At 36.9% G+C, this 18,873-nt stretch carries 16 protein-coding genes; 5 read left to right on the forward strand and 11 right to left on the reverse strand.

Annotated features, from left to right (window positions below):
• Positions 1-60 precede the first annotated feature (60 nt).
• From acdA to KI356_RS11915, 5 genes are all read right to left on the reverse strand, one after another.
• A complete protein-coding gene (gene acdA, locus KI356_RS11895; protein ID WP_212935503.1) occupies positions 61-1,200 on the reverse strand; it encodes an acyl-CoA dehydrogenase AcdA in 1,140 nt (379 codons plus the stop codon).
• A gap of 22 nt (positions 1,201-1,222) precedes the next feature.
• Positions 1,223-2,353, reverse strand: a complete 1,131-nt coding sequence (locus tag KI356_RS11900; RefSeq protein WP_001009064.1) for an acyl-CoA dehydrogenase — start codon at positions 2,351-2,353, stop codon at positions 1,223-1,225.
• 72 nt (positions 2,354-2,425) lie between these two features.
• The gene (locus tag KI356_RS11905; RefSeq protein ID WP_212935504.1) at positions 2,426-3,277 is read right to left on the reverse strand and encodes a 3-hydroxybutyryl-CoA dehydrogenase; all 852 of its coding nucleotides are present in this window, start codon (positions 3,275-3,277) and stop codon (positions 2,426-2,428) included.
• 49 nt (positions 3,278-3,326) lie between these two features.
• Positions 3,327-4,610, reverse strand: coding sequence for an acetyl-CoA C-acetyltransferase (locus KI356_RS11910; protein WP_212935505.1), 1,284 nt, complete (start codon positions 4,608-4,610; stop codon positions 3,327-3,329).
• Positions 4,611-4,619: 9 nt separating this feature from the next.
• Positions 4,620-6,731 carry a (Fe-S)-binding protein gene (locus KI356_RS11915; RefSeq protein ID WP_212935506.1) on the reverse strand — a complete coding sequence of 704 codons (2,112 nt, stop codon included), beginning with the start codon at positions 6,729-6,731 and terminating at the stop codon, positions 4,620-4,622.
• Positions 6,732-7,122: 391 nt separating this feature from the next.
• Between KI356_RS11915 and cls the strand changes: the two genes are divergently transcribed.
• From cls to KI356_RS11930, 3 genes are all read left to right on the forward strand, one after another.
• Positions 7,123-8,316, forward strand: a complete 1,194-nt coding sequence (cls, locus tag KI356_RS11920) for a cardiolipin synthase (RefSeq protein WP_212935507.1) — start codon at positions 7,123-7,125, stop codon at positions 8,314-8,316.
• 33 nt (positions 8,317-8,349) lie between these two features.
• Entirely contained in the window at positions 8,350-9,303 is a 954-nt protein-coding gene (gene uvsE / locus KI356_RS11925; protein WP_212935508.1) for a UV DNA damage repair endonuclease UvsE, read from the forward strand.
• A 129-nt stretch (positions 9,304-9,432) separates the two neighbouring features.
• The gene (locus KI356_RS11930; RefSeq protein WP_212935509.1) at positions 9,433-12,111 is read left to right on the forward strand and encodes a DUF4084 domain-containing protein; all 2,679 of its coding nucleotides are present in this window, start codon (positions 9,433-9,435) and stop codon (positions 12,109-12,111) included.
• Between the two features lie 16 nt (positions 12,112-12,127).
• Here the strand turns inward: KI356_RS11930 and KI356_RS11935 are convergent, their stop codons facing one another.
• Both KI356_RS11935 and plcR read right to left on the reverse strand, forming a co-directional pair.
• Positions 12,128-12,274, reverse strand: coding sequence for a quorum-sensing peptide PapR (locus KI356_RS11935; RefSeq protein WP_000734736.1), 147 nt, complete (start codon positions 12,272-12,274; stop codon positions 12,128-12,130).
• 87 nt (positions 12,275-12,361) lie between these two features.
• Entirely contained in the window at positions 12,362-13,219 is an 858-nt protein-coding gene (gene plcR, locus KI356_RS11940; protein WP_212935510.1) for a transcriptional regulator PlcR, read from the reverse strand.
• A gap of 409 nt (positions 13,220-13,628) precedes the next feature.
• Between plcR and KI356_RS11945 the strand changes: the two genes are divergently transcribed.
• Positions 13,629-13,952, forward strand: coding sequence for a bacillolysin (locus tag KI356_RS11945; RefSeq protein WP_002123733.1), 324 nt, complete (start codon positions 13,629-13,631; stop codon positions 13,950-13,952).
• Between the two features lie 12 nt (positions 13,953-13,964).
• On the opposite strand, the gene KI356_RS11950 is transcribed toward KI356_RS11945, so the two are convergent.
• Genes KI356_RS11950 through KI356_RS11965 form a run of 4 tightly spaced genes read right to left on the reverse strand, consistent with a single transcriptional unit; the run spans position 13,965 to position 17,328 of the window.
• Positions 13,965-14,567, reverse strand: coding sequence for a response regulator transcription factor (locus KI356_RS11950; protein WP_050000807.1), 603 nt, complete (start codon positions 14,565-14,567; stop codon positions 13,965-13,967).
• The gene (locus KI356_RS11955) at positions 14,564-15,694 is read right to left on the reverse strand and encodes a sensor histidine kinase (RefSeq protein ID WP_212935511.1); all 1,131 of its coding nucleotides are present in this window, start codon (positions 15,692-15,694) and stop codon (positions 14,564-14,566) included. The genes KI356_RS11950 and KI356_RS11955 overlap by 4 nt, the downstream gene beginning before the upstream one ends.
• Entirely contained in the window at positions 15,695-16,429 is a 735-nt protein-coding gene (locus KI356_RS11960; RefSeq protein ID WP_016093649.1) for an ABC transporter permease, read from the reverse strand.
• Entirely contained in the window at positions 16,426-17,328 is a 903-nt protein-coding gene (locus KI356_RS11965; RefSeq protein ID WP_212935512.1) for an ABC transporter ATP-binding protein, read from the reverse strand. The genes KI356_RS11960 and KI356_RS11965 overlap by 4 nt, the downstream gene beginning before the upstream one ends.
• 160 nt (positions 17,329-17,488) lie before the next feature.
• On the opposite strand from KI356_RS11965, the gene map reads away from it, so the two are divergent.
• The gene (gene map, locus KI356_RS11970; RefSeq protein ID WP_078179533.1) at positions 17,489-18,283 is read left to right on the forward strand and encodes a type I methionyl aminopeptidase; all 795 of its coding nucleotides are present in this window, start codon (positions 17,489-17,491) and stop codon (positions 18,281-18,283) included.
• Positions 18,284-18,873: the final 590 nt, after the last annotated feature.

Consider the following 18,873-nt stretch of genomic DNA (forward strand, 5'->3'; position numbering starts at 1 on the left):
CCTCTCTCTATTATTTTTTTTGGAAGGAAAAAGCGTAGGAAAATACCTACGCTTTCGTTCCTACTTCGTTAACATACGAGAAATTACGAGCCTTTGAATCTCTTGTGTTCCTTCATAAATCTGTGTAATCTTTGCATCTCGCATATAACGCTCTACTGGATAATCTTTCGTATAACCGTAACCACCAAATACTTGTACTGCTTCAGTCGTCACCTTCATCGCTGTATCACCTGCGAATACTTTTGACATCGCTGATTCTTTCCCGTATGGAAGCCCCTCAGATTCAAGCCAAGCCGCTTGATATGTTAAAAGACGTGCTGCCTCTACATCCGTTGCCATATCTGCAAGTTTAAAGCCGATCCCTTGTTGCGCCGCAATCGGCTTCCCAAACTGATGGCGTTCTCTTGCATATTCTACAGAAGCATCTAAAGCTCCTTGTGCAATACCAACTGCTTGCGCCGCAATACCATTACGACCACCATCTAATGTTTGCATAGCTATCTTAAACCCTTGTCCTTCTTCCCCAAGTAAATTCTCTACAGGAATACGGCAATCTTCGAACATAATTTCAGTTGTTGGTGAAGAGCGAATCCCTAACTTACTTTCCTTCTTCCCAACTGAAAATCCTAGCGTATCACTCTCCACAATAAATGCACTCGTGCCACGCTGCTTCGAATCAGGATCTGTTAATGCAAAAACAACATAAATATCAGCAATGCCGCCATTTGTAATAAAGATTTTCGAACCATTTAAAATGTAATGGTCTCCATCTCGTTTTGCAGTCGTCCTCATTCCACCAGCATCTGATCCAGAGCTTGGTTCTGTTAAGCCATATGCACCAATTTTCTTCCCTTCAGCCATTGGGCGCAAAAACTTTTGTTTTTGCTCTTCCGTTCCAAATTTAAAAATCGGCCACCCAGCAAGTGAAGTATGAGCAGACAACGTTACACCTGTAGAAGCACAGACGCGGGATAATTCTTCAATGGCAATTACATACGCCAAGTAATCGCTTCCAATTCCACCGTATTCTTCAGGCCACGGAATACCGGTTAAACCAAGCTCTGCCATTTGATCAAATAAAGCGCGATCAAATCGCTCTTCCTCATCACGCTCTGCTGCTGTCGGTGCTACTTCATTCCTTGCAAAATCCCGAACCATTTTTCTTATCATTTCATGTTCTTCTGACAATTTAAAATGCATTCCCGTCTCCCCCTCTTCCTTTTTATAAAGCCCGACTAATTACAAGCTTTTGTATTTCGCTCGTTCCTTCATATATTTGTGTAATCTTCGCATCACGGAAAAATCTTTCTACTGGATAATCTTTCGTATAACCATAACCACCAAATACTTGCACCGCTTCAATCGCAACTTCAACAGCTGTCTTAGAAGCAAATAATTTTGCAATAGAAGCTTCTTTGCCGCATGGTAATCCTTGCGCTCTAAGCGATGCCGCTCTATATACAAGTAATCGCGCTGCTTCTACGCTAGTCGCCATATCCGCAAGTTTGAATCCGATTCCTTGCTGCGCCGCAATTGGCTTTCCGAATTGCTCACGCTCTTTCGCATAATCAATCGCACATGCAAGCGCCGCTTCCGCGATTCCTAATGCCTGCGCTCCGATTCCAATTCGTCCAACATCTAAATTCGCCATTGCCACCTTAAATCCTTGTCCTTCTTCACCAAGTAAATTCTCGGCTGGCACTTTCATATCTTCAAACGTAAGTTGCACTGTACGAGAACCAAGAAGCCCCATCTTATGCTCATCTTTTCCGATGATTAAGCCTGGTGTATCTTTCTCTACAATAAATGCAGAAATACCACTTTTCCCCGCCTCTGGATTTGTAGAAGCGAATACAATGTATGTACTTGCTTCACCGCCATTCGTAATGAATACTTTCGATCCATTAATAATGTAGTGATCGTCTTTCTTTACAGCTCTTGATTTCAAACTACCTGCATCTGATCCTGCATTCGGTTCTGTTAGAGCAAATGCGCCTAAGTATTCACCAGTCGCCAGTTTAGAAACATATTTCTGCTTCTGTTCTTCTGTTCCGAAATACAAAATCGGATTCATTCCAACTGACGTATGTACAGCTAAAATTACACCAACCGTTGCACTTACCTTTGAAATTTCTTCAATCGCTAGAATGTAAGAAATAAAATCCATTTCTGCCCCACCATATTTTGCAGGCGCTGGAATACCCATTAGTCCAAGCTCACCCATCTTTTGCAAAATCTCTTTTGGGAACACCCCTTGTTCCATACTAGGAACAAAGGGAGCTATTTCCTTCTGCGCAAAATCTCGAACCATTTTCCTCATCATTTGTTGCTCTTCAGTAAAGTGAAAATTCATGTACTTCGCCTCCGTTTGCTATATATCTTTTTAATAATTTGGTAAGACCACTATTTTAATAAAGGGAGGAATTTATTCGTAAACGTAGAAACCACGACCCGTTTTACGTCCTAACCATCCTGCATTTACATACTTACGTAATAATGGACATGGGCGATATTTACTATCTCCTAATCCTTCATGCAACACTTCCATAATGTATAAACACGTATCTAAACCAATAAAATCAGCTAATGTAAGTGGTCCCATCGGATGATTCATACCGAGTTTCATTACTTCATCAATCGCTTCTTTCGTCGCTACTCCTTCGTATAACGTATAAATCGCTTCGTTAATCATCGGCAATAAAATACGGTTCGATACAAACCCTGGGAAATCATTTACTTCAACTGGAACTTTCCCAATCTTTTTCGTAATATCCTCAATCGTTTCATACACCGCATCATCTGTAGCTAAACCACGAATAATTTCAACGAGCTTCATAACTGGAACTGGATTCATAAAGTGCATGCCGATTACTTTCTCCGGACGTTTCGTTACCGCTGCAATTTCAGTAATTGGTAGAGATGACGTATTCGTCGCTAAAATTGCGTGTTCTGGAGCAATTTCATCTAGATTCGCAAAAATTTTCTTTTTAATATCCATTTTCTCAACAGCTGCTTCAATAACAAGATCTGCTTCTTTTACACTATTGAAATCGAGCGTCCATGTAAGACGATTTAAAGTCGCTTCTTTCTCTTCTTCCTTCATACGGCCTTTTTCTACTTGACGGGCTAAATTTTTCGAAATAACAGCTAGCCCTTTATCTAATTGCTCTTGCTTTAAATCTTGCACTTTCACATCATATCCTGCCATTGCACATACTTGCGCGATTCCCGATCCCATTTGTCCTGCACCAATTACAACAATCTTTTGTACACCCATTCTTTCTTCCCCCTTAATTTTTAATAAACTATATATCTTCTAATCTTAATTATTGAACTTCAATCATCACTGCGTCACCTTGACCGCCACCGCTACAAATAGAAGCAATTCCAATTCCGCCGCCGCGCTGCTTCAGTGCGTGGATAAGTGTAACGATAATACGTGCTCCACTTGCTCCAATCGGATGCCCCATCGCCACTGCGCCGCCATTTACATTCAATTTTTCTGGGTCGATCCCTGCAATTTCAGTACTCGCAATTGCTACCGCTGCAAATGCTTCATTAATCTCAAATAAATCGATGTCTTCAATTGTCTTGCCTGTTTTTTTCAGCAATTCATTAATTGCATAACCTGGTGTTCTTGGGAAATCCTTTGATTCTACCGCGATTGCCGTATGCGCTAAAATTGTCGCTAATGGCTTTCTTCCTTCTTGCTTCGCTCTGTCCTCGCTCATTAATACAAGTGCAGCACCGCCATCATTTAGTCCAGGAGCATTACCAGCTGTCACTGCTGACGTCTTATCAAATACAGGCTTTAATTTCGCTAATTTTTCAATCGTTGTATCCGCGCGTGGCGCCTCATCCTTTGCAACGACGATAGGATCGCCTTTTCTTTGCTGAATCGTTACTGGTACAATCTCCTCTTCAAAACGACCTTCCTTATGTGCTGAAACCGCACGTTGATGGCTACGGTATGCCCATTCATCTTGCGCTTCACGCGAGATTCCGTCTTCCTTTGCAACTTCTCCGCCATAAACACCCATGTGTATGCCTGAGAATGCGCACGTTAAACCATCGGCAACGTTTAAATCGATAACTTCATTGTTACCCATTCTGTATCCCCATCTTGCCCCTCGTAAAATGTAAGGACTATTACTCATCGATTCCATTCCACCAGCTACAATCAGTGATTGGTCGCCAGTACGAATGATTTGATCCGCTAAAGTAACTGCACGAAGCCCCGACGCACAAACTTTATTCACCGTTTCAGTCTGCACTTCCCAAGGGATTCCAGCCGCTCTCGCTGCTTGGCGTGATGGAATTTGTCCTTGTCCGCCTTGAATAACCGTTCCAAATATAACTTCTTCAACATCACTAGCGGAAACATTCGCCCTTTCAAGCGCTGCCTTAATTGCGATTCCTCCAAGTTCTGTTGCCTTCACATCTTTTAAAGTTCCTCCAAATTTTCCAACTGGTGTTCTTGCAGCACTTAAAATAACTGTTTTACTCATGTTTATTTCCCCCATTTTCTTTATTAGCGCTGAGCGCTCGCTCGGTATTCCTACGTTGAGAAGAGGCGCAATTATTGCACCTCTTTCTAAAGTTGTATTCATTCCTACAAATTACATTGCTTCTTTCTTCTGTCCAATAACAGAGCGTTCTAAAATCTCTGTTACATCAAGAGTTTGAACTTTTTCTTCCACTTCTTTTGCTTTCGTACCATCGCTAATCATAGTTAAGCAATATGGACATCCTGTACCGATAATGGATGGCTTCACAGCTAGTGCTTGCTCTGTACGAGCAACGTTAATGCGAGAACCTGCTGTTTCTTCCATCCACATTAAGCCGCCACCTGCACCACAGCACATTCCTGTTTCACGATTACGTGCCATTTCCACAAGGTTTACACCTGGAATTGCTTTTAAAATATCGCGTGGCGCTTCATATACTTCGTTGTATCTTCCTAAGTAGCAGGAATCATGGTACGTAACTGTTTCTTCAATACTATGAACAGGTTTTAAAAGTCCTTCCTTCACCCACTGGGCTAGTAATTCTGTATGATGATAGACTTCTGCTTGTAAGCCAAAGTCCGGGTACTCATTTTTAAATGTGTTATAAGCATGAGGGTCAATCGTAACGATTTTCTTCACTCCTGCTTTTTCAAATTCTTCGATATTCTTTGTCGCCATCTCTTGGAATACAAATTCATTTCCGAGGCGGCGCGGTGTATCTCCAGAGTTCTTTTCCTTATTACCAAGAATCGCGAATGAAATGCCTGCTTCGTTCATTAGCTTCGCAAATGATATCGCAATCTTCTGACTGCGATTGTCATACGAACCCATTGATCCAACCCAGAATAAGTATTCAAACTCTTCGCCAGCTTTTGATTTCTCTTTCACAGTTGGAACGGTTACTTCATCATCACCTTGGCGCCATGTTTCGCGCTCTTTACGGTTCAGACCCCATGGGTTTCCTTGACGCTCAATGTTTGTCATCGCGCGCTGTGCTTCCGCGTCCATTTTTCCTTCTGTTAAAACGAGATAACGGCGTAAATCAATAATTTTATCAACATGCTCATTCATAACTGGACACTGATCTTCACAGTTACGGCACGTTGTACATGCCCAAATCTCTTCTTCTGTAATAATATCTCCGATTAAACTCGGATCGTAAGCGAGCGTTGTAGCTGCTGATTCTTGTTGTCCTTTTCCAGCTGCCATCATCGCTAATTGATTTCCTTGTGTATTATTAAAAGCAACAACCGGAACCCACGGTGCTTTTGATGTTACCGCTGCTCCTTTATCAGTTAAATGATCACGAAGTTTTAAAATTAAATCCATCGGTGATAACATTTTCCCCGTTCCTGTTGCCGGACACATATTTGTACAACGACCACATTCGACGCAAGAATATAAATCGATAAGTTGATTTTGTCTAAAGTCTTCAATTTTACCAACACCGAATGTTTCTTGTGTTTCATCTTCAAAATCGATTTTTTCAAGTTTTCCCGGATTTGAAAGACGACCAAAAAACACGTTAACTGGTCCAGCAATTAAATGCGCATGTTTTGATTGTGGAACATAAACTAAAAACGTTAACAAGATTAGTAGATGCACCCACCAAGAGAAATAGAATACTGAAATGGCTACGGTTTCATTTATCCCTGAGAAAACGTAAGCGATTGCAGAAGCAATTGGTTCACTCCATGAAAGCTCCTCACCGTGCCATATAATTCCCATCCCATTACCAAGTAGCACAGAAATCATTAAGCCACCGATAAAGATAAGAACAAGACCTGATTTGAAATTACGTTTTAAACGAACAAGCTTTTCAACATAGCGTCTATGAAAAGCCCAAAAGACTGCAATTAAAATAACAAGTGTGACAATTTCCTGGAAGAATGTAAATGCAGGGTATAGTGGTCCAAGTGGAAGATGCGATCCTGGTGCGAGTCCTTTCCAAACAAAGTCAATTGCTCCAAATTGGACAAGAATAAATCCGTAAAAGAACATAACGTGAATGATGCCGCTCTTTTTATCCTTCAGCAGCTTTTTTTGACCGAAAACATTGACCTTAAGAAGATCCCAACGCTCTTTAAAACGACGGTCAAATTCGATCTTTTTTCCTAGCTGTATGTAGGCCATCCTCGTTCGTATAAGATATACAAACAAATATCCCGCATAAGCAATAACAGCAATGGCAGCCAGCCAATTAATGATTAGTAAGCTATTCATTTTATGCTACCCCTCTCTTTGTAAGCCCTCTTTCTTTTTTAGAATCTTCGAAAATATATAATTTTCTGAATTGTATCCCCTATTCCCATTATATAATGAGTGAGCATTCAGTCAACAGTTTTTTGTTATACAACAACACATTTTTTTCATAAAGCTGTTTATTTCGGTGAAACTATAAAGTGAAACTTTAATCAATAGGGAGCTGTTTATTCCCTACTGATTATTAGCCCACACCAATCGGGCTTTTACAGGCTGTTGCCTCCCGCCTGACTCCTTTGAGTAAGCCTAATTTTGAGGTAGGAGGCTTACTGCCCGTAAATAGCGGGATAAAGTGACATTTTGATTTGTAAAAAATTGATGGTGAAATGACCGTGAAGGAGGGAATTTACTTATGTTTTTCTTATCTCTCTTGTTATTAGGCAGCGCTCTCTGGATTATAATCGACCTTTCATATGGGAGAATTGTTCATTTAAAGCATGTACGCTCTCGTTCTTTCCCTTTACGTCAAAGTGATTTTCGCCTTTATACATACGGAAATGATCTGTACGATGCTCTCTTTACTGATATAAAACAAGCTAAACACCATGTGCACGTTTTATTTTTTATTGTCAAAAACGATGAAATAAGTCGTAAGTTTTTAAAGTTACTTATCGATAAAGCACAAGAGGGAATTGAAGTAAGGCTTTTACTCGACCGGTTTGGAAGTCATTATTTATCAAAAGAAGCAATTTACTCCCTACAAAAGCATGGTGTTTCTTTTTCATTTTGTCACAAAGTGAAATTTCCTTTTCCTTTCTTTTCTGCCAATCAAAGAAACCATAGAAAAATTACAGTTATTGACGGGAAAATTGGTTATATTGGTGGATTTAATATTGGCGAGGAATATTTAGGGCATAATCAAAAGTTAGGGTTATGGAGAGATTATCATTTGCGCCTTACAGGAGAAGGGATACAAGATTTACAAAAACAATTTTTACATGATTGGCTCGACGATACAGACCAAAATTTATTAGATTCATCTCTTTATTTTCCTAGGCAACAACCAGGGACCGTTCTACATCGTTTCATCCCTACTGATGGTGCCTATTTACAAAATACATTTTTACATTTAATCGAAAACGCGAAAAAAGAACTCTTTATCGGTACACCATATTTTATTCCTGGAAAAAAAATTATGAACGCATTATTAAAAGCACGAAAACGTGGGGTTCAAATAACTATTCTCGTTCCACAAAAAGCTGATCACGCCCTCGTTCGAGAAGCAAAATTCCCATATTGCCGAAAATTGATACAAGCTGGTTGTAATATTTACGCTTTTCAGCAAGGATTTTTCCACGCAAAAATTATTATAGTAGACGATCATATTTGTGATATCGGAACTGCTAATTTTGATATGAGAAGTTTATATATTAACCATGAAATCAACTGCCTTTTATACGATAAACATTTCATACAAGAAGTAAAAAGCAAATTCGAGGAAGATTTGGGGCGCTCCTCATTACTTTCCTTTGAAGATGTCAACCCTCTCTCCATTATTGATAGAGGAAAAGAATGGATAGGAACGATACTCGCGTTCTTTTTATAGGGAAATTTCAAGAGCTAAAGAGGTGCATCACATATGATAATGCGATTTGGATATGTCTCACATGCTATGGCATTATGGGACTGTTCGCCTGCCAAAACAGTGACATTTACAAGCTGGCAAAAACTAAAAAAACAAGAGCGTGAAGATAAATTATATAATGTCACACTACAAAATCTAGAACATACAATACGCATCCTTCATTACAATATTGCACACGAAATTCCATTATATCGTTTATCATCTTCTATCGTTCCGCTTGCAACACATCCTGAAGTTGAATTTGATTACATTCAAATATTTGCTCCACTATGGCGTAAAATAGGAGCATTAATTCAAGAACACAATTTACGCGTAAGTTTTCACCCAAATCAATTTACACTATTTACAAGCGACAAACCACATATTACAACTAATGCAATTACAGATATGACCTATCATTATAACGTGTTACATGCTATGGGAATTGCAGATTCTTCCTACATTAATATCCATGTAGGTGGCGCGTATGGAAATAAGGAGCAGGCAATCGAACGTTTTCATGAAAATATACAAAAACTCCCTTACCATATAAAAAGACAAATGACTCTTGAAAATGATGATAAAACATATACAACTTCTGAAACTTTGGCTATTTGTCAAAAAGAAAAAATCCCTTTCGTGTTCGATTATCATCATCACATAGCGAACCTTTGTAATGAACCGCTAGAAGAATTACTTCCTATGATATTTAAAACTTGGTCACATACAAAGGTCCCTCCTAAAGTTCATATTTCTTCTCCCAAATCAGAAAAAGAATTTAGGGCCCACTCAGATTACATTGATTTAGACTTTATTAAACCTTTTTTACACATTGCAAAAAAAATTGATCATAATTTCGATATTATGATTGAAAGTAAACAAAAGGATTTAGCACTTATTCAGTTAATAGATGAAATTTCTTCTATAAGGGGAATAAAAAGAAAAAATGGCGCAACGTTACAATGGTAATTTGTAACGTTGCGCTATTTTTTTCAAAAAAAAGTAATTCCTATAGTGAAAAATACCCCAATTTATATGCTATTATTTAAATTAGCATTTTTCCCCTGAGATTCAACTTTATTGAAACGGAGTTATAATATGATTAATCAGAAAAAATATGTACAATTTGTCATGATGTATATAATTATATTTTCTCTTTGGGTATTCCTTATTCCTAAGGATTTAAATATAAAAGAAATTGGAATTCTCTTCTTATTTTGTTTTGCTGCAATCTTTTCTTGCTATTGCTTATATAAATCAATTAAGAAGATGAAGCACGGTGACAAACTATTTTGGGTTTTACTACTATGTACTTGCCTATGTGGACTAGCTATGGAAATAACTTTATTTCTTCATGCACTTTCTATTTATGATCAAGTTATATTCTCATATAAAGCACTACCTTTTTTCATCATACAATATATTTTGCTCTTTTCTGGCTTTGCTATAAAGTTTATAAAACATTACTCCATTAGAGGTCTTGCTCAATTTTCATTCGATAGCATATTCATTATTATTATGAATATTTATTTTACCTTAACCTTTATTTTAGATATTTCCAGCTTTCGTATGTTGACGAAGGACATGTGGCTTTTGATTGGGTATTTTATCGCACAATCATTAGTAATTTACGCCGTTATTAGCCTATATAGGAGAGAACGGTATTCTTCTAGTAGAATATCATTAATTATCGGCTTTACTATCATACTTGTTTACGGATATATACACTTACTTCAGATAAACTTAGGTATGGAAACATCTTCTGAAGTCTCTTATTTAATACATACTGCCTCAATTTTATTAATTGGTTTATCGTCCATACTTTACATTTTGGATAAACCAATGCAACATAAAACGAAAATGAAATATTATCGATTTGATTATGTACGCTTTATATTACCTTATTTTAGTATAATCATTACTTTTTCCTTTATTGTTATTCAACCTTGGGATGATAAGTTCATGCTAATCGGTCTAGTATTATCACTAATCTTATTATTCCTACGACAACTTTACATGTGGAAAGATAATCAAGCATTAATCGATACGTACGAACAGTTGACTACACAACTAGAAGGAAAAGTCGAAGAAGGTGCATCTGCCCTATCAAAAAGTGAACAACGTTATAAATCTTTATTCGAAGATCATCCTGATGCTGTTTTTTCTTTAAATATGAACGGAATTTTTCAACAATCTAATATGGCTTGTGAAAGCTTATTTACTGCCTACTATTGTGAAGTCGAAAGCTATTCCCTTCTACACTTTATTGATTTAAAAGACCATGATCTACTAAAGAGAGCTTTACAAATAACTAAAGAAGGTAGACCACAAACTTTAGAGGTTCGTACAAAAGAAAAAGAAGGCTACTACTATTACCTTCACATTACACTCATCCCTACTTTCATAAATAAAGAAGTTGTTGGGATGTTCGGCATAGCACGTGATATTACAACTTTATATGAAAAACAAAAGCAAGTAGAGCATATGGCTTTCCATGATGCACTTACAGGACTACCAAATCGCCGGAAATTCGAAAAAGATTTAAAAACGATTTTAAATACAGCTCAAAACAACACTAATGACGTTGCGGTCATATTCCTCGACTTAGATCGATTTAAAAAAATTAACGATCGACTCGGCCATGATGTCGGGGATTTATTATTAATTGAAGTAGCAAAAAGATTACGTGGATGTTTGCGTTCAAAAGATATCGTTGCCCGCCAAGGCGGAGATGAATTTACGATTCTATTACCAGATATGTACTCCGAAAAAAGTGCTTCTTTTATAGCTGAACAAATTTTAACTACCTTAAATAAGCCTTACTTCATTAAAGATGAAGAACTTTCTGTTACACCGAGTATTGGAATTGCAATGTATCCGGAATACGGAACTGACGTAACCGAATTAATGAAAAATGCAGATATGGCTATGTATCGAGCAAAGGCTAATGGAAAAAATAGATTCATTTTCTTCTCAAAAGAAATAAGTATTGCGCAAAACGAAATACACTTCCTTGAAGGTGAACTTTCAAAAGCACTACAACAAAATGAATTTTTCCTTGAATATCAACCGCAAGTAAATACAAAAACAAAACAAATTATCGGCTTTGAGGCGTTAATTCGCTGGAAACATCCCAAACTCGGAATTGTATCACCTGTCCAATTCATTCCTCTAGCAGAAGAAACAGGCTTTATTATTGAACTTGGTAATTGGATTTTACATACAGCCTGCTTGGAAGCAAAAAAATGGCATAACCAAGGCTTTTCTCACTTAAAAGTTGGTGTGAATTTATCTGTTGTTCAATTTAATCACGCAGATTTAATATCAACTATTTCAAAAGTCTTGAAAGAAACAGAACTAAAACCAGAAGCGTTAGATATTGAGATTACAGAAAGTATCGCGATTAATCAAAATCATTCTGTAATTGCTAAACTAGAAGAACTTCAAAATCTCGGTATCCAAATTTCAATTGATGACTTCGGAACAGGTTATAGTTCCTTAGCCTATCTAACAAAATATCCAATCAACACATTAAAAATTGCTCGAGAATTCATTTGTGGTATTACAAATAGTCCTTTAGAAGAAGCGATTATCGCTTCCATTATTACACTATCAAAAGAACTAAATTTAGAAGTTATTGCTGAAGGTGTAGAAACAGAGGAACAATGGGAATTTTTACATAAACAAAATTGTGACCACATTCAAGGATTCTTTATTAGTAAACCGGTTTCTAGTAAAGACGTTTGGATGTTACTCCACAAAAAAACAACCGTCTAAGTAAGACGGTTGTTTTTTAGTACTCAAAAGGTACATCTGAAGCTACTTGTATCTCTTGATCATTATAAGAAATTACTTGATTTTTCTCTAAAACTGTATCTCCTAATGAAATACCCCATGCCATCGCTAACGTTAATAGACTACCAATAAGTAGTTTTTTCATATTCCATCACCCGCATTTTTTCTTTAAATATATCATGAAAATTTATCCATACCGTATGCAATTATGCATATTTGTTTTTTGTTTTTTTTATTTCTTCATTTTTTTTATAATTGATTCTTTTAACGTATGGTTTCCTAATATATCGAAAAAGAAGCACGCTTTTTCGTAAGCATCTTCAATTTCTGCTCTATCACACTCGATCTTTTCTAGGCATTCACCTTTTCGATAGTATAACTGTCCAATCAATGTCATACTATTAATTCGACACGATAGTTCAATGGCTTTATTTGCGTGACAAAGCGCTTCTTCGTATTGATTGTCTAAGTATAATGCTTTTGCATGATTATGTCTCACCTTCACATCAAACTCTTTATTATCATGTAATGCCTCTAATTGTTTTAATATATTTTCAAATAACTCAATACTCTTCTTAAAATAGCCATTTTCAGCGTAAATGTTTGCAATTGCGTTTTCAATATAAAGGTTCTGATATACATCTATTCCTGCCAATTGTTGATTGAGCAATTTCTTTAATTCTAAAATACAATATTCGTAATCGATTTTTTTCAATATGTAAGCAGCTACATAATATTGCCATTGAAGAAATTGCTGAAGCTCGGGATGATATTCTTCCTTTTTCAACTCATTCCATACCTTATTATAAATTTCTTTATATTTCTTTTGCTTACAAAGCATAATAATTCGATCTTTTAATTGCTTATTCCTCTCAATATCAGAATAAATGAGTACCTCATAAAAATGAATAATGGGAACTTGTAACTTCGCTGCAATACCTTGCAATATATCCATACTTGGGTATACCGCGCCCGATTCAATTCGACTCACTTCCGATTGATGACATATGTTCTCGGATAACTGCTTTTGTGTTAATCCTCTCATCACCCTAATTTTCTTAATTTCACTTCCTAGTTTTTCTGCGTGCATACTTACTCACCATCCCATTATAACAATCTAATTTTTTGAGTTGTCATACCACTACAATAATGTGAATTCGACAATTTTTGATATGAAATAATGCATAATATATATAAAATTCGGCGAATTTTTCATACAATCCATCTCACATAATATAATAGACTAGTAATTTTATAGATAAATTATAGAAAATTTGCCCGTGCTTTCGTTACATTCGGTCTTCTTTATCCTTTATCAGCAGAAGCTATTCACACCCAAGAACTAGATAGAAATGAAGTAAACGTTGAAATTGCTCAGCCTAGTTTAACGATTTAAAAATTAACACAACCTCAAAATGATACAAAAATATATGGCGAAAAAGTATTTAAAGGGTGAGATAAATGAGGCTAAAGCTCAACAAGAGTGAGTGACAACTGAAATGAATGTAGATTCCCAACCTACAAATAAAGATACAAAAGAAAATAAAACCGAAGTTCGCCTTGCACAAACTTACAAAAATTATAAAGTATATGGCCAAGATCTTATTGTAAAAGTAGATAAAAATGGAGTAATTACAACTGTTAGTGGTAAAGTTGTCCAAAATTTAGACCAACAACCTAATCTTACTATAACAAATTTTTTGTCGAAAAATGAAGTAAAATCTAAATTACGCGATATACTTCAAATTCTGAGCTATGCGACTGCGACGAAACTCTCTATTGAAATACTTGTTTATAAGAAAAAAGAAGTTTACCACTCTTAGGTAAACTTCTTTTTATATCCATCCCTTTTCTTCTGCAATTGTAATTGCTTCAATCCTATTTTTCGCATCGAGCTTCGTTAATACTTCAGAAATGTAATTACGAACTGTGCCAGGAGAAAGATAAAGTGCCTTCGCAATTTCATTTGCAGTCTTTCCTTCCTTCGCAAGTAAAAGCACTTCTTTTTCACGATCTGACAACGGATTTTGCTCCTGCCATAAGCCAAACATTAGCTCCTGAGAAATCTCTCGCTTCCCTTTCATGACATTACGAATTGCTGAAGCTAAATCTTCACTTGGGCTATCCTTTAATAAATATCCGTGTACACCAGCTTTCATCGCTCTTTCAAAATAACCCGGTCGTGCAAATGTTGTTAAAATCATTACTTTACAAGAGGATTTTTCTTTTTTTAAAATTTCAGCCACATCTAAACCACTTTGAATCGGCATTTCAATATCCATAATACTTATATCCGGCTTTAGCGATTCGATTAATTTTAACGCCTCTTCACCGTTCGCAGCTTGCCCAATTACCTCAATATCATCTTCTAGATCAAGCAGGGCTCCTAACGCACCTCGAAGCATCCGTTGATCTTCTGCAATAATAATTCGAATCATGCCCTCACCTCATCTTTTCCTGTTCTAATTACAATTGGAACTTTCACCGTTAACAGCGTCCCGGGATTAATCGTATCCAATTCAACTAATCCATCAATAAGTGCAATTCTCTCCTTCATACCACGAATACCATTTCCATCACTATTTTGAGCCTCTAACCCAACACCATTATCTCCCACTTTTAAAATCAACTCACCTTGTGATTCTAATACAGAGACCATACACCGCGTCGCCTTACTATGCTTTACAACATTGGTCACTGCCTCACGTAAACACATTCCTAAAATATTTTGTTCAATTGGTGATAACGAACTCGCGCTCGCCTCTTGTTCTATTTCTAATTCGATATTTGCTGCTTGTAAAATCACTTTTATTTGCTCAAGTTCTTCTTCCACTGTAATCATACGCATATCAGAAATTAATTCGCGCAATTGTTTTAAAGCGGTACGAGATGTTTGTGTAATTTCCTTCGCCTCTATACTTGCGCGTTCTGGGTTCTTCACAATCAATTTCTCCACGAGCTGACTTTTTAAAGTAATAAGAGATAGTGTGTGTCCTAATGTGTCATGAAGATCTCTTGCAATTCGCTGCCGTTCCTCACGTTTTACTAAGTCTTTAATTTGTTCGTTTGCTTCGTTTAGTTGATTCTTTAACATCTTTTTTTGATTAAAATTACGCATTCCAAATGGCGTAAGAAGCATTAAAATAAACATCGGAACGATATTCACTAAACTCGGGATTGTTAGTTGATTAACATTTACAAATATAAAAGCTCCAAGCATTACAACTAATAAACCTAACAGCACACGAAACGCTTTCTTACTTGGCGCAAATCCCATCGCACTCGCCGTGAAATATCCAAACAATATCATGAAGGGATTATAAAATAGAGCAAATGAGAATGTGAGCATCATTTGAATACACGCCCACAAAATGAACGTTTTCTTAACAAAATAAAGCTGCCGGTATGTGACGGTGAAGACTATCAACATACCGATCCCTATTACAAGCTTCCATCCTGATACTTGTGTTAAATTATAGATTGGAAATAATAAATACACGAGCCACATATACGGGAAGAAACCCATCTGTTTCGGAAAAACTTCAAACCTTTTATTCTCTATCATTTATACCGCTTCCTGTCTTTTTCTTATATATATTGATACTACAACAAATATAAGGAAATAACCTCCTAGTACCGCGATATTTTCCCAGCCAATCGACTTTCCAGCTACAATATCCCATGCACCGCTTCCGAAATGATATGTTGGTGTCCATTCACCGATAGATCTTAAAATTTTCGGGAATACTTCAATTGGCATCCATAATCCACCGATTACAGCTAGACTCATATTTAAAATATTCGCTAAGCCAGCAGCTGCATCCGCCTTCTTAATTGAACCTATTACTGTTCCAAGAGCTAAAAATGGTGTCACGCCTAGTAATAACCATAATCCTGCACCAATCCATTGGCCTATCGTTAACTCAACGTTATTAATTAATATTCCTGCCATAAAAATAACTAAGATTGAAAAAGCATTCACTACTGTTTGAGCAATAATTTTAGCTGCTAAATATGCGCCCTCTGGAAGCGGTGTAATTTTTAACAAATGTGTCCATCCTTGCCCTTTCTCCTGAGAAAGTCTCACACCGAAACTAAAAAGGGCAGTCCCTACAATACTGAAAGTCGCCATTGAAATTAAATAATGTGCTTTCCAAGCATCTCCGTTTTGCGGGACCTGAACAACATTTGTAAAGATGTAATAAAACATAACTGGCATTAATAATGAGAAAAAGATGAATAATTTATTGCGGAACGTACGTAAAACCTCTATTTTACATTGCATCCATAATGCTCTCATGCGATTCCCTCCTTCTGATTTGCAACAAACTGTTCAAATGCTTCATCGAGGCTTCCACGTTCAACTGAAACGTCTGTTACAGGTAGATTCCTCTGATAAATTGCTTGTAAAGTGGCATCTGTATCTTCCGTCGTTAAAGTGAAGCGCCCTTCATTTGACTGTACTTCTGTTACATGCGGTAATTCCTTTAGTAAACTCTTAGGAATTTTCTCTTTCGAATAAAACGAGATTGTTTTTCGAGAAATCGTCGCTTTCATCTCATCCGGTGTGCCATCTGCGATAATCTTTCCGTTCGCAAATAATAAAATTCGATCTGCTAACGCATCCGCTTCTTCTAAATAATGTGTTGTTAAAATAATCGTTTTCCCTTCACTTGCTAATTTTCTAATCGTTTCCCAAAACGTTTTTCGAGATGTAATGTCCATCCCTACAGTTGGTTCATCTAAAAATAACAAGTCTGGATTCCCTGCAAGTGCCAGCGCAAAATTTAACCTTCTTTTTTGACCGCCCGATAATTTCTCACATCTTTGCTTTCTTTCTGGTTCTAAGTTTGACAACTGCAGTAATGTTTCTTTCTCTACAGGATTCGTATAATAACTACGGAATAACTCGATTGCCTCTTCTACCGTGATGCTATCAATCACACTTACTTCTTGCAGCATCGCGCCGAGGCTATTGCGAACCTCTCTATGCTTCGGACTCTTTCCAAATATAGAGATATTCCCTTCTGTTGGATCTTTTAACCCGAGCATCATCGAAATTGTCGTTGTTTTCCCTGCACCATTCGGGCCAAGCAATGCTACTATTTGCCCTTTATTCACATGAAATGAAACGTTATTTACTGCTTTTTTATGTTTAAATGTTTTAGAAACACCATTTACTTCAATAATCTTTTCCATCTCTCCACCCCCGCCGTTTCTTATATTTACATTGTATGCGCTGGAAAACTTAGGAAACAGTATGATGCGTCATGACATCCATATGACAATTGTCATGTATTCTTTATGAGAGGAATCAACCCGCATACCTCACGCGACGAGTAGCAGTACAAAAATAAACATGATACAATCGGATAAGACATATATTCGAGGAAGGACAGTGGTTTTCATGATTATTCGTAATGAACAAGATTTAGAAGGTTTACGAAAAATCGGCCGCATCGTTGCACTTGCACGCGAAGAAATGAAAAAACAAGCGAAGCCAGGTATGACAACGAAAGAGCTTGATTTAATTGGTAAAAAAGTATTAGACGAGAACGGTGCTATTTCAGCGCCTGAAAAAGAATATAAATTCCCAGGTGTAACTTGCATTAGTGTAAACGAAGAAGTTGCTCACGGCATTCCAAGCGATCGCGTATTAAAAGAAGGCGATTTAGTAAACGTAGACGTATCGGCAGCACTTGACGGCTATTATGCAGATACAGGTATCTCATTTGTTCTTGGAGAAGATGAAGAAAAAGAAAAACTTTGCCAAGCAGCAGTAGACTCTTTTTGGGAAGCAATGAAAAAAGTAAAAGCTGGCTCAAAACAAAATCAAATTGGTCGTGCTGTTTCTAACTTTGCACATAAAAGTGGATATAACGTAATCCAAAACTTAACTGGTCACGGTATTGGCCTTAGCTTACACGAAGCTCCAAATCATATTTTAAGCTACTATGATCCAATGGATAATGCGCTTCTAAAAGATGGTCTTGTTATCGCTGTAGAACCATTTATCTCTATGAAAGCTGATCACATTATTGAGCGCGGTGATGATGGTTGGACATTCGTTACACCAGATAAAAGTCTTGTTGCACAATGTGAACATACAGTTGTTGTCACTCGTGGCGAGCCAATTATTTTAACTCAACTATAATAAAAAAACAGCCATTTTGTAGGTTCCTTCTACTAAATCGGCTGTTTTTTATTATTTTTAAGTATGTAACATCCCTATAAACAAAAAGCTTATACAAATAAAAAGGTGATACATCAAAGTATCACCTTTTTAACGGGGTGAGGCTGTCCAAAAGTACGGAAAACTCTTGAACAGCCTCGTATTTTCATATGGATGCCTTACATATATCACTGATGATAATTATGAAATGCGGAAACATATTTACCATCACATGATTCAAACAAAAGAAAAGAAACCCTATAACGGATCTCTTTTCCCTACATAATCTAAAGTTTGGGTACACTAGATTCATGCAATGTAGGAGCCTTCTAAGCAGAAAGCGATCCTTCATTTGAAATGATAGCATACATATATCCGCTAAAAATATGTAAATATGCATATAGCGTTTTTTATTTCTCAACATACATTTATTGAAAATTCAGACATATAAAGGTAAAATAAAGTGAAGGCTAATAATCAGTGAGGGTTTTATCCATCCCTCACTGATTATTAGCCTTCACCAATCGGGCTTTTACGGGCAGCCCGACTCCCATCTAGCTTCTTTGCTTTAC

Origin of the sequence: Bacillus hominis, assembly GCF_018332515.1 — a bacterium.
Lineage (GTDB): Bacteria > Bacillota > Bacilli > Bacillales > Bacillaceae_G > Bacillus_A > Bacillus_A hominis.